Raw genomic sequence first — 12407 nt, 5'->3', positions numbered from 1 at the left:
ATCAAAAGAAAAGGCCCGCTCGATGCTTGATCGGCGGGCCTTTTTCGTGAGCTTGATCTCTGGATCAGATGTCGAGATTTGCGACGCTCAGGGCGTTCTCCTGAATGAACTCGCGGCGAGGCTCGACCTCATCACCCATCAGGCGCGCGAAAAGCCCATCCGCGTCCGTCGCATCACTGACCTTGACCTGCAGGAGCGAGCGAACGTTCGGATCGAGCGTCGTTTCCCAGAGCTGCTCGGCATTCATTTCGCCAAGGCCTTTGTAGCGCTGCATGGACAGACCCTTACGACCCGCTGCAAAAATTGAATCGAGAAGGCTGCGGGGGCCGGAAATCTCCGTTTCGCCGTCTCGGCGAACGAGGACCGGCGGAATGTCGTAGATATCCTTCAATCTCGAACCGAGCTGGTCGATATGACGCGCATCGGACGAACCGATCAGCGCCATGTCGAGAACGATCACTTCCTTGACGCCGCGAACCATGCGCTCGAAGCGCAATCCGCCCTCGCTGGTAAGGTTGCCTTCCCAGCCGCGCTCGGTTTCCTCGGCAATAATGTCGAGACGCTTGGCAACCTCGGCGGCAACCGTTTCCGCCCGTGTCCGATCGCTGACCAGCTCGGCATTCAGCCCGCCGGCAATCGCGGCCTGTTCAACGACGGCCCGATTATAGCGCGAATGGAGATTGTCGAGCAGCGCGCGCAGGCGCAAGGCGTCGACGATGACTTCGCGCAGATCCTGTCCTGCACGGACCTCTCCGCTGCCGAGCCGAAGGCTGGCATCATCCAGCCCCTGACCGATCAGATAGTCTTCGAGCGCCTTCTCGTCCTTCACATATTGCACCGACTTGCCGCGCGTTACCTTGTAGAGCGGCGGCTGGGCGATATAGAGGTGGCCGCGCTCGATCAGGTCGGGCATCTGCCGGAAGAAGAAGGTGAGCAGCAGGGTACGGATATGCGCGCCGTCGACGTCGGCGTCCGTCATGATGATGATCTTGTGGTAGCGCAGCTTATCGGCGTTGAACTCGTCCTTGCCGATGCCGGTGCCGAGCGCAGTGATCAGCGTGCCGATTTCCTGGCTCGAAAGCATCTTGTCGAAGCGTGCGCGTTCGACGTTCAGGATCTTGCCGCGTAGCGGCAGGATCGCCTGATTTTCGCGAGAGCGCCCCTGCTTTGCCGAGCCACCAGCCGAATCGCCCTCGACGAGGAAGACTTCGGATTTGGCCGGATCGCGTTCCGAGCAGTCGGCAAGCTTGCCGGGCAGCGAGGCGATATCGAGGGCGCCCTTGCGGCGTGTCAATTCACGAGCCTTGCGGGCGGCTTCGCGAGCGGCGGCTGCTTCGACTACCTTGCCGACGAGAACTTTCGCTTCCGACGGATGCTCTTCCAGCCAATGGCTGAGCGCTTCGTTGACGAGGCTTTCGACAACAGGTCGCACTTCCGACGAGACCAGCTTATCCTTGGTCTGCGAGGAGAACTTCGGATCCGGCACCTTGACCGAGAGGACAGCCGTCAGGCCTTCGCGACAATCGTCGCCCGTCAGCTGGACCTTTTCCCTCTTGGTAATACCCGAAGTGTCGGCATAGGAGGTGATCTGACGCGTCAGTGCTGCGCGGAAACCGGCCATATGCGTGCCGCCGTCGCGCTGTGGGATGTTGTTCGTAAAGCAGAGGACGTTTTCGTGGTAGCTGTCGTTCCACCACATGGCGACCTCGACGGTGATGCCGTCCTTCTCGCCGCGGATGGAGACCGGCTTGTCGACCAGCGGCTTCTTGGCGCGGTCGAGATAGGAAACGAAGGCTTCCAGGCCGCCGTCATAGAGCATCTCTTCCTGCTTGACGTCGGAATGGCGCTTGTCGGTCAAAAGGATGCGCACGCCGGAATTCAGGAAGGCAAGTTCGCGCAGGCGATGCTCCAGCGTTCCGTAGTCGAACTCCGTCATGGTGAAGGTTTCAGTGCTCGGCATGAAGCTGACTTCGGTGCCGGTTTCAGCCCCAGCCTCGCCAGTCGCCTTCAACGGCGCATCGGCGACGCCATGGGTAAAGCTCATCTCGTGGATCTTGCCAGCACGGCGGATCTTGAGCTTCAGCCAGACGGAAAGCGCATTGACGACAGAGACGCCGACGCCGTGGAGACCGCCTGATACCTTGTAGGAATTCTGGTCAAATTTACCGCCGGCATGGAGCTGGGTCATGATGACCTCGGCTGCGGAAACGCCTTCGCCGGTGTGGATGTCGGTCGGGATGCCGCGGCCATTGTCGGTCACGGTCACCGAGCCATCAGGATTGAGCGTCACGGTGACGATATCCGCGTGGCCCCCTAGCGCCTCATCGATGGCGTTGTCGACGACCTCATAGACCATGTGATGAAGGCCGGAGCCGTCATCGGTATCGCCGATATACATGCCTGGACGCTTGCGCACGGCATCAAGGCCCTTGAGAACCTTGATGGAATCTGCGCCATATTCGGTGCTTGCGGCGTTTTCGGTCGCGGGCGTATCGGTCATATGTCTTGAGGTCTTTCCAGTGTTTGCACAGAGGGAATCGATGATCCGGCGAATCATCGGGCTTCCACTCCGGACTATAGGGCGCTTTTCCCCGAACTTCCAAATATATGGCCCCTGAAGTGCCTATAAAACAGGGGATTAAGGCGCTTTTCAGCCGCTTTTTCGGGTATTTTCCAACATTGCCATCAGGGCTCTGATCGTCGCCTTGTCGAGATGGCGGATTTCAATCGAGAGGCGGTTTGCAAAGGCGGTATATTCGGGCTCGAGGCCCGATGTATCTATGACGACGCGCGGGTCGGAAACCCGTGCCAGCAGGAACAATTCCTCCGCTTCATCCCAGATGATGTTGAAGTAGCCGGCGATGCGCTGCAGCAGATCGAAGCTCGGCAGTCCGCGCTTGCCGTGCTCCAATGCCGAGAGATAGGCCGGCGAGAGATTGAGCGCGGCCGCCATCTGTTTTTGCGACACGCCCTTGCGAAGCCTAAGCTTCCGGATGGCCTCGCCGAAGGGCGTCATGGCCTTTCCCCGCGCGGTCGCGACAGCCTGATATAGAGGGCACCCTCGCCGCCATGATGCTGGGCTGCGGCCTCATAGGACGATATCAGGTAGCGGAATTCCGGCTTCGAGAACCAGAACGGCACTGCGCGCTTGAGAGCACCGTCGCTACCCATCGAGCTACCCTTGCCCGTGATGACTAGGACATGGCGAAGTCCGCGCTCATGCGCCCGTATGAGGAAATCGAGCAAGATCACATGCGCCTCGCTCTGGATCATGCCGTGAAGATCGATACGGGCCTCCAGCGGCAACCGGCCCTTGGCGATCTTGCGCTTGACCGGCTTCTCCAGCGGATGGTGCCGGGTGGGAAGCTGCTTCTGCGGCAAGGGGGTGGACGGTTGGGCCGCCGAGCTTTGAAGCTCGATTTTCGTCTTTTCCAGCCGCGCGGTCTGCTGCGCCTGTTCCTCCGCCAGGAATTCGTCCAGGGCGCTCAGATCGTTCTTGCGCTCCGGCAGCGGCCGCGTGCTCTTTGCGACCTTGCCCCAGAGGATCCGTTCTTCATTGCTGAGCTTTCGATCCTTGGCCATCAGCCAAACCTCTCGGCTGCCGCCTTCGGAAGGAGGATGTAGAAATCGGCATCGTTGCGCACCGTACCCGCCAGCTCGCCGGCGTCATATCCGGAGCCGGTAAAGATATCGCCGCGGGCTGGGCCAACGATTGCCGAGCCGGTATCGAGCGCCAGCATCAGCCGCTGGAACGGCCGGCCGTCATCAAGGTGCGTCAGGCTCTGCGAACGGATGAAAAATGGAAAGCCGAACGTATGGATCAGCCGGTCCACCGCCAGCGAGCGGCCGGCAATCAGCGGAACTTTCGCGGCGGCAACAGGTCCGGCCTGCGGATCGTCGACGGCGGCTTCGCGGAAAAATATGTAGGACCGGTTGTGCCAGAGCACTTCATCGATCTGGTCGGGATGGGCGTTCAGCCAGGCCCGGATCGATTGCATCGAAATCTCCGACCGCGCGATTTCGCCGCGATCGATGAGAAGCCGGCCGACCGGAGAAAACGCGTGGCCGGCCTTCGCCGCATAGGTGATCCGCCCGAGACGTCCATCGGGATAGCGCAGCCGGGCAGCGCCCTGCACATGGACGAAGAACAGATCAACCTTGGATTTCGTCCAAGCAATCTCGAGCCCGCGCCCTTCCAGGCAACCGCGGTCAATTTCGCCACGATCGGGATAGGCGGAAATCAGCCCGTCCTTGAGTCGCCCGAACATGTAGGAAGGGTCGATATCTTCGGGTCGATTCTTGTCGTCCAGGTCGATCAGGTCATCCGGACGACGATAGAAGGGGTAGCGATAGATCGCGTCCGGCACGGCCGATACCTCGATCTCCGGCTCGTAGAAGGCCGTCACGAAACCGGGATTGCCATCGGCGCGGTGAATGAGGAAGGGACGGCAGCGTTCTTCGAAGAATGCACGCGCCTCGGCGGCATCTGCGGGATCGAAGGACACAGCATCATCCAGCAATGGCAGAAGGTCGTCTGCCGACAGACCGAGTGAACCGGTGCGGTAGGGTTTCGTTCCTGTGATATAACTGCGACAGTCCCTCATTGCGCGAAAAAGGCCGGAAGGATCATCGTCCCTCCAGCCCTTCAAATCGTCGAAAGCAACCGGCTCCAGCCGGAAATCACCAGGCGCTGCGCTCATTGTTCCGATTCGGTCGCCACAAGTTTCCAGTTCGGATCACGCGAGCGCGTATCGCGCGAGAAGGTCCAGAGATCGTTGACCTCGCCGACCGATTCCGCATCGCCTTCGATCAACGTGTCCGATTTGTCGTAGGTCGCCGAAATCATCTGGCTGACGAGGCGAACGGTGACCAGCGCCTCGGAGCCCTTCATTTCGGCGTGCATGATATCCGCCTTGTCGATGCCGACGAAAGTGGACTTCACCTTTTCGCCCTTTGCTTCGCGATCGGAAATGGCTGCATCGAAACCGTCATAGACTTCGCGGGACAGAAGGCCCTTCAGCGATTTCCGGTCTCCGTTGGCGAAAGCCATGACGATCATCTCGTAGGCCATGCGCGCGCCGTTGATGAACTCCTTCGGATTGAAGGACGGATCGGCCTTGCTGAGTTCCCTCAGCGAATCATTGAGCGGCGTTCCCGACGGGGTGAAGGCGTCGATGGCGGCGAACCGGTCTTCGTCTTCGACCACGTCGCGGCGAGGCAGCGTAACGACCTTGCCGGCGTCAGGGGTTTCCGACGTGGCTGCGGCATCGCGCGGCGAATAGAGATCACGCGGCGGCTTTTCGTTTCCGGTGCGCCGACCAAGGACACTACGGAGCTGAAGAAAGATCAGCACCGCCGCCACCAGAAAGAAGAGCGTCACAAAGTCGTTAGAACCCATATCGTACCGGCACCGCTGTTACATCCATTGTTGGAACACCATATAGTCCGCAAAGACCCATCATTCAAATAGCCGAACCGTTTCTTTGTAGCGCATGATGGATTAACGCTATTGGAACTGGCATCGCGAGGACTACACACTATGCGCCTTTCGCTCATTCCCATCGCAATCTTTCTGATGCCGCTTGCCGAGATTGCCGGTTTTGTGGTCGTCGGCAAGGCGGTCGGATTGTGGGCTACGCTTGGACTCGTCATCCTCAGCGCCATGCTGGGAGCAGCCCTGTTGCGGATCCAGGGAACAGGCATTCTGCGGCGAATCTCGCAGGAAACCCAAAATGGCGGCATTCCCAGTCGCGACCTGGTTCACGGTGCGATGATCGTCGTCGCAGCCTTTCTGCTGCTGCTGCCGGGCTTCATAACCGACATACTCGGCCTCCTTCTCTTCCTTCCCCCTGTTCGCGATCTTGCCTGGAAATATCTGAGCAAGCGGATCGTCGTCCTTGGATCGTCGTCCGCATTTCGCGGCGGCAGCCGCGGTGGACCGAAGCCGCAATCCGGGCCGCGACCGGCAGGTCCGGTGGTCGATCTCGATCAAGAAGACTTCCAGCGCGAACCTAACCGCAACTCGCCCTGGTCGGACAAAAAGCAGCTGGGCGACTAGGTCTAGATTGATTGCCGGAGGCAGATGATCCTGCTGGCGCTCAGGGTTGTAAGGCCGGTGTCGAAATGTTAGATGGCGACACCCAATAAAAGCCGCGAGGAAAACCCATGGCCACCGACATCAGCAACGGCAACGGCGCCGCAAACCCGAGCCTCACCATTCTTGCGCAATATACCAAGGATCTTTCCTTCGAAAATCCCGGCGCTCCGCGTTCTCTTCAGGCCCGCGACAAGGCGCCTGACATCAACATCAATGTGAACGTCAACGCCAATCCGCTGTCGGATTCCGATTTCGACGTCGTGCTGAGCCTGAGCGCCGAAGCCAAGGATGGCGACCGGGTACTCTTCCACACCGAGCTCGTTTATGGCGGCGTCTTCCGCGTCACCGGCTTCCCTCAGGAGCACATGCTGCCGCTTCTCTTCATCGAATGCCCGCGGCTGCTTTTCCCCTTCGCGCGCCAGATCATCGGCGACGTCACCCGCAACGGCGGCTTCCCGCCGCTGATGATCGACCCGATCGATTTTGCCCAGATGTTCACGCAGCGCATGGCCGAAGAACAGGCCCGCGCTCAGGTTCAGGCCGTTCCGAACTGAGCCTTAAAATCGTAGTACCAAACAAAGATGCCCGGACCAAAATCCGGGCATTTTCATTTTCAGTTCTGCGTTCCGTATTTCGACCAGATGCCTTTTGCCCCCAGCTTGGCGATCAGGGCTTCGTGGGCACCGCGCTCGTCTTCCGTCAAGCGCTCGGGCAATGCCCGCGGACGCGTCAAGGCAATGACCACAGCATCGTCCGCGTCGTAATTGTTTCCGGCCTGACTGGATGATGCACTGACGCCCAGACCAAGGGCGGTCTGGCGACCGCCGATCATCTCGATATAGACCTCTGCCAACAATTCGGAGTCTAGAAGCGCGCCGTGCTTGGTGCGGTGCGAATTGTCGATGCCGTATCGACGGCATAGCGCGTCGAGCGAGTTCGGACCCATCGGATGCTTGCGGCGCGCGAGCGCCAGGGTATCGATGACCGATTCCGGCAGGATTGGCGGCAGGCCGATGCGGGCGAATTCCGCGTTGACGAAACCCATATCGAATGTGGCGTTATGGGCGATCCATTTGGCGTCGCCGAAGAACTCCAAAATCTCTTCGACGACGTCGGCGAAGGACGGCTTGTCCTTCAGAAATTCGTCGGTAATGCCGTGGACGGCCAAGGCATCGGGATGGACCTTCCGGTCGCCGGGATTGACGAAGAGATGGATGGTGCGGCCAGTCGGGAAATGGTTGAAGAGCTCTATGCCGCCGATTTCGATCACGCGGTCGCTGCGGCTGTCGAGTCCTGTTGTTTCCGTATCGAATATGATTTCGCGCATATCAGTTTCCCTGGAAAGCAGTTCGGCCGCGTAGTTCGGCAATGATCTCTTCTACCCGCTCCCGCGCCACTTCAACGCCATGACCAGTGTCGATCACGTAATCGGCTCTCGATCGCTTTTCCGCATCCGGCATCTGGCGGGAGAGAATCATATTGAATTTGTCCTCCGTCATGTTCGGGCGGGCAAGCACTCTGGTGCGTTGAATCTGTGGATCGCAGCTCACGACGACGATTTTATCGACACGGCTCTCGGCTTTTGATTCGAACAGCAGGGGAATATCGAGGACGACAATATCTGCGCCTTTCGCCCGCGCTTGCTCAAGGAACTGCCTTTCCCGCTCGCGAACCAAGGGATGGACGATCCCTTCCAAAATCTTGAAGCCTGCAGGATCGGCGGCGAGCTGGCGCGCAAGTTCCTGCCGATCGACCACGCCATCCTTCATCGTTCCGGGAAATGCCGCATCGACCAGCGGCGCGGCTGCGCCGGCATAGAGTTCGTGGACCACGGCATCGGCATCATTTGTCGGGATGCCGGCATCAGCAAACAGTCGAGCCGTTGTCGATTTTCCCATGCCGATCGATCCGGTAAGACCAAGCCGGATCATCAGTGCCTGTCCATGTCGGCGATGATCAGATCCCTCACGGCATCATCCACGACAGGCCGCTTGCCGAACCATTTCTCGAAACCAGGGACCGCCTGGTGCAGCAACATACCAAGCCCATCGACCGTTGCAAAACCCTGTTCCTCGGCCTGCGCAAGAAGTGGGGTCTTGAGGGGAACGTAAACAATATCCGTGACGACGGCGTTCGAGGCTAGGGGAGAGAAGTCGATTGCCGGAGCGGGCTCGCCATCCATGCCCAGCGAGGTCGTGTTGACGAAGAGGCCGGCATTGCGCATGACCTCCGCCAGATCAGGCATCGGATGTGCTTTCACCTTATTGCCGAAGCGGTCGGCTAGTTCCTGCGCGCGCTCGACGGTGCGATTGACCACGTGGATCTCTCTGAAGCCGCGATCACGGACTGCCTGTATGATGGCTCGGCTTGCTCCCCCTGCCCCAAGAATGACGGCACGGTCAGATTCGTCCCAGCCTGGATGCCGCTGATCGAGGTTCGCGGTAAAGCCGCGGCCGTCCGTGTTCGTGGCATGAAGCAGGCCATCTTCGAGCCAGAGCGTGTTCGAGGCGCCGAGTTCCTGAGACAGCTCATCCGGGCGATCAGCCAGCTTGAACGCCATTTCCTTATGCGGAATGGTGACATTTCCGCCGACAAAGGAAGACGTGCCTTCCTTCAGCGACTGAATGAAGGCCTGAAAATCTTCCGGCTTTACCTCACGGGCGCGGTAGCTGCCTGGAATATCGAGCGTGCGCAGCCAGTGGCCATGGATCAGCGGCGAGCGCGAATGCTTGATTGGATAGCCGGTTACGAAAGCATTTGGCCCGAGTGTTTCACGTGAATCATGCATCGATCGATCCCATCAAGCGCAATTGCTGCAGAAGCGGCAGCATCGGTAAACCCAATATCGTAAAGTAGTCGCCGTCGATCTTCGAGAAGAGTTGAATGCCCTCCCCCTCCAACTGGTAGGCGCCGACACTGGAGAGAGCGCGTTCACCGACGCGCGAGAGATGGCGATGGATAAAGTCCTTTGAAAGGTCCCTCATCGTCAGGTCGGCGTGGGAAATATGCTCCCAGACAATAATGCCATCCTTCGCCAGGGCGATGGCGCTATTCAACCGGTGCGTCTTGCCGGAAAGGAGACTGAGATGATTTTCCGCGTCCGCCACGTCTTTTGGCTTATGAAACACCTGTGACCCGAGCGACATTGTCTGGTCCGAGCCGATCACAAGCGCGCCGGGAAAGCGTTGGCTCACTTCATCGGCCTTTGCCTTGGCAAGGATGAGCGCCACGGCGTCAGGCGTTGCACCCTCGTTTTCAATCGACGCTTCGATTGCCCGCTCGTCGATATCGGCGGCCACGGCTTCGAACCTCACCCCGGCATTTTCCATCAGCATGCGACGGAAGGGACTGGAGGAAGCAAGGATTAGATCGGGCATATCGGGAACCTCTGAAGTCCGGCAGTATTTGCGGCTTATCGCAGCTTGGGCCTCAGGGCAACGATCGCGGCTGCGGTCTCCTCGATCGATCGCCTGGAGACGTCGATCACAGGCCAATTGTGCCGAGCACAGAGCGAGCGGGCATATTTCAACTCCTCGGAAATCGTCGCGCGATCGGTATAGTGGCTGCGGTCGAAGCCCGCGGCCGTGCCAAGGATGCGATTTTCGCGGACCTGGGAAATGCGATCCGTCGTCGCGACGAGGCCGACGATCAGAGGTTTCGTTGCCTGGATAAGGCTTTCGGGAAGCGGCATGCCGTGGATAATCGGGATGTTCGCTGTCTTGATGCCGCGATTGGCGAGATAGATGCTTGTTGGCGTTTTCGAGGTTCGGCTGATGCCGATAATGACCACGTCGGCATCATCATAATCATCGGGCATCTGGCCGTCGTCGTGGTCCATGGTGAAATTGAGCGCTTCGATCCGCGCGAAATAATCGGCATTCATCACATGCTGCGCACCGACGCGCCGGCGGGACATGGTCCCGAGATACGTCTGGAAGACATTCAGGACAGGCTCGAGCACGTTGACGCAGGGGACACCCATGTCCCTGCAGCGCTCATCAATCAGATCCGCCAGTTCACGATCGACGATCGTATAGAGGACGATGCCGGGGCTCTTATCGATCGCCTCCAGCACGGGCAGCAACTGTTTGCGGTTTCGAACCAGGGGATAGACATGTTCGATCGGCTGGCTGGCATGGAACTGAACCGAGGCCGCGCGTCCAGCGGATATGAGAGTCTCTCCGGTGGAGTCAGAAATCAGATGAAGATGAAAGAAGCTTGTGCGGTTCTCCACGCTATTTTCCATCCTCTGTTGATAAGGCGGGACGGCGAAGAGGTAGGACGATCGCCTCGGCAGGGGCAAGGGGAAAACTGCCGATTTTTCCACATCGGCAATTTTTCGGGGGTTAGAAAAGGGCGAATGTGGGAAGTGTGGACAACATTAATTCCTGAGCAACATTCCCCAGCTTATCCACAGAGCCGATTTCTTCCGGGGTCACAGCAAGCGGCGGAGAAGATTGAAGGATTCCGGACAATGCCCGACTTTTTTCAATCAATCCTGTTCTCAGGCTAATCCGGATGGACAGACGCGACAAATCGCACGGTCTGTGGAGCGCGTTTAATCCTTGATAGTCACCGACTCTAAGAAATAGAAACTCTTTTAAATAGATTTGATTTTAGAAGAGGGCATGGGATTGAGCGATGAACGCCGGAAGATAATGCGTGTCTTGGACGGCGAAACTGTCATACCGCCTCCTATCTGGCTCATGCGCCAGGCAGGACGGTATCTCCCAGAGTACAGGGAAACTCGCGCCAAGGCAGGAAGTTTCCTCGATCTTTGCTATACGCCAGATTTTGCCGTCGAGGTGACGCTACAGCCTATCCGGCGTTATGGCTTCGATGCTGCAATTTTGTTTTCCGATATCCTTGTCATTCCGGATGCTCTGAAGCGCAATGTCCGTTTTACGGAAGGACATGGCCCGGAGATGGATCCGATCGACGAGACCGGGATCCACGCTCTGAACGGTGAGGAGATCGTCGAGCATCTCGCTCCGGTTCTGGAGACCGTGCGTCGCTTGCGGCACGAGCTTCCGCAGGAGACCACTCTGCTGGGCTTCTGCGGCGCGCCCTGGACGGTGGCGACCTATATGATTGCCGGCCACGGTACCCCGGACCAGGCCCCTGCCCGTCTCTTCGGCTATCGGCATCGAAAGGCGTTCGAGTATCTGCTGATGCTTCTTGCCGACATCTCGGCCGATTATCTGGTGGCGCAGATCGATGCCGGCGCCGATGCCGTCCAGATATTCGACTCCTGGGCGGGTGTTCTCGGCGAAGCGGAGTTCGAGGCATTTGCGGTAAGGCCTGTCGCGCGGATGATCGCGTCGATCAAGTCGAGACGTCCGAACGCTCGGGTGATCGCCTTTGCCAAGGGCGCCGGCTATCTGCTTAGGGATTATCGTCGTAAGACCGGTGCGGACGCGATCGGGCTCGATTGGGCTGTGCCGCTTAGCTTTGCTAAGGAGCTGCAGAAGGAAGGGCCGGTTCAGGGCAATCTCGATCCGATGCGGATGGTTGCCGGCGGTCGGGCGCTCGAGGAAGGCATAGACGCGATCCTGCAGGCGCTTGGCAATGGCCCACTGATCTTCAATCTGGGACATGGAATTACGCCCCAGGCCGATCCGGCAAACGTGTCGACCTTGGTCGAGCGTGTGCGGGCATGGAAGGGCTGAGGCGATGGAAAAGCAGACCGACGCAAGGCCCGGAAATTATGCGCGACGGCGTGCCCATCTGGCGATAGCCTTCTTTGTCGTGCTGGCGGTCGGGCTCTTCGTCTGGCAGCCCGACAATCTCTATCTCTGGATCAAGACGCTGCACATCATCGCCGTCATCTCCTGGATGGCGGGGCTGTTCTACATGCCGCGGCTGTTCATCTATCATACGGACGCAGAAGTCGGCTCGGTGCAGTCTGAGACGTTCAAGGTGATGGAGCAACGCCTGCTCAAGGTCATCATGAACCCGGCCATGATGCTGACCTGGATCTTCGGCCTTTATCTCGCCTGGTCGGTCTACGGCTTTCAGGGGACGTGGCTGCATATGAAGATCGGTCTCGTCGTCCTTCTGACCCTCGTCCACATTTCCTTCAGCCGTTCGGTGAAGGCATTCGCCCGGGACAAGAACCGTCATTCTGCGCGGTACTGGCGATATATGAACGAAGCACCGACGATCCTGATGATTGCGATCGTCATCCTGGTCGTCGTCAAACCTTTCGGCTGAGCGAGGCTGAGGGTGGAGGTTAAATTTATTTCATTTCGGCCTCCCCCCTTGCGGGGGTGAAAATGAATCGCTATTTTCCGGCCATCTCATCTTCGTG

General features: G+C 58.9%; 14 protein-coding genes. 4 read left to right on the top strand and 10 right to left on the bottom strand.

The features are described 5' to 3' along the window. Positions 1 to 64 precede the first annotated feature (64 nt). The 5 genes from gyrB to EV561_RS14220 all read right to left on the bottom strand — a co-directional run bounded on the left by gyrB (position 65) and on the right by EV561_RS14220 (position 5398). Positions 65 to 2500, bottom strand: coding sequence for a DNA topoisomerase (ATP-hydrolyzing) subunit B (gene gyrB, locus EV561_RS14240; protein WP_132522497.1), 2436 nt, complete (start codon positions 2498 to 2500; stop codon positions 65 to 67). 150 nt (positions 2501 to 2650) lie between these two features. Next, on the bottom strand, positions 2651 to 3016 hold the full coding sequence (locus EV561_RS14235; protein WP_132522495.1) for a helix-turn-helix transcriptional regulator: 366 nt from the start codon (positions 3014 to 3016) through the stop codon (positions 2651 to 2653). Next, on the bottom strand, positions 3013 to 3582 hold the full coding sequence (locus EV561_RS14230) for a Smr/MutS family protein (RefSeq protein WP_132522493.1): 570 nt from the start codon (positions 3580 to 3582) through the stop codon (positions 3013 to 3015). The genes EV561_RS14235 and EV561_RS14230 overlap by 4 nt, the downstream gene beginning before the upstream one ends. Then, the gene (locus EV561_RS14225) at positions 3582 to 4700 is read right to left on the bottom strand and encodes a murein transglycosylase A (RefSeq protein ID WP_132522491.1); all 1119 of its coding nucleotides are present in this window, start codon (positions 4698 to 4700) and stop codon (positions 3582 to 3584) included. The genes EV561_RS14230 and EV561_RS14225 overlap by 1 nt, the downstream gene beginning before the upstream one ends. Beyond that, positions 4697 to 5398, bottom strand: coding sequence for a Tim44/TimA family putative adaptor protein (locus tag EV561_RS14220; RefSeq protein WP_132522489.1), 702 nt, complete (start codon positions 5396 to 5398; stop codon positions 4697 to 4699). The genes EV561_RS14225 and EV561_RS14220 overlap by 4 nt, the downstream gene beginning before the upstream one ends. 141 nt (positions 5399 to 5539) lie before the next feature. On the opposite strand from EV561_RS14220, the gene EV561_RS14215 reads away from it, so the two are divergent. Next, complete coding sequence (locus EV561_RS14215; protein ID WP_132522487.1) at positions 5540 to 6058, top strand: FxsA family protein; 519 nt, start codon at positions 5540 to 5542, stop codon at positions 6056 to 6058. Positions 6059 to 6165: 107 nt separating this feature from the next. Next, positions 6166 to 6651 (top strand): protein-export chaperone SecB, encoded by a 486-nt coding sequence (gene secB, locus EV561_RS14210; RefSeq protein WP_132522485.1) that lies wholly within the window; start codon positions 6166 to 6168, stop codon positions 6649 to 6651. Positions 6652 to 6710: 59 nt separating this feature from the next. On the opposite strand, the gene dnaQ is transcribed toward secB, so the two are convergent. From dnaQ to EV561_RS14185, 5 genes are read right to left on the bottom strand one after another with little or no spacing between them, the layout of a single operon-like run. Continuing rightward, a complete protein-coding gene (gene dnaQ / locus EV561_RS14205; protein WP_132522483.1) occupies positions 6711 to 7424 on the bottom strand; it encodes a DNA polymerase III subunit epsilon in 714 nt (237 codons plus the stop codon). Between the two features lies 1 nt (position 7425). Then, positions 7426 to 8028, bottom strand: a complete 603-nt coding sequence (gene coaE / locus EV561_RS14200; protein WP_132522481.1) for a dephospho-CoA kinase — start codon at positions 8026 to 8028, stop codon at positions 7426 to 7428. Continuing rightward, the gene (locus tag EV561_RS14195; RefSeq protein WP_132522479.1) at positions 8028 to 8885 is read right to left on the bottom strand and encodes a shikimate dehydrogenase; all 858 of its coding nucleotides are present in this window, start codon (positions 8883 to 8885) and stop codon (positions 8028 to 8030) included. The genes coaE and EV561_RS14195 overlap by 1 nt, the downstream gene beginning before the upstream one ends. Further along, positions 8878 to 9474 carry a Maf-like protein gene (locus tag EV561_RS14190; RefSeq protein WP_132522477.1) on the bottom strand — a complete coding sequence of 199 codons (597 nt, stop codon included), beginning with the start codon at positions 9472 to 9474 and terminating at the stop codon, positions 8878 to 8880. Before EV561_RS14190 ends, EV561_RS14195 begins: the two co-directional genes overlap by 8 nt. A 35-nt stretch (positions 9475 to 9509) precedes the next feature. Beyond that, positions 9510 to 10331, bottom strand: coding sequence for a pyruvate, water dikinase regulatory protein (locus tag EV561_RS14185; protein ID WP_132522475.1), 822 nt, complete (start codon positions 10329 to 10331; stop codon positions 9510 to 9512). Between the two features lie 400 nt (positions 10332 to 10731). On the opposite strand from EV561_RS14185, the gene hemE reads away from it, so the two are divergent. Both hemE and hemJ read left to right on the top strand, forming a co-directional pair. Further along, positions 10732 to 11766: a uroporphyrinogen decarboxylase gene (gene hemE / locus EV561_RS14180; RefSeq protein ID WP_132522636.1), complete on the top strand. Its 1035-nt coding sequence runs from the start codon at positions 10732 to 10734 to the stop codon at positions 11764 to 11766. A gap of 4 nt (positions 11767 to 11770) precedes the next feature. Continuing rightward, positions 11771 to 12310 carry a protoporphyrinogen oxidase HemJ gene (hemJ, locus tag EV561_RS14175; RefSeq protein WP_132522473.1) on the top strand — a complete coding sequence of 180 codons (540 nt, stop codon included), beginning with the start codon at positions 11771 to 11773 and terminating at the stop codon, positions 12308 to 12310. Positions 12311 to 12407 lie beyond the last annotated feature (97 nt).

It is taken from the genome of Rhizobium sp. BK376, assembly GCF_004341625.1.
Classification (GTDB): Bacteria; Pseudomonadota; Alphaproteobacteria; order Rhizobiales; family Rhizobiaceae; genus Rhizobium.
This window is presented reverse-complemented; position numbering and strand designations above follow the sequence as displayed.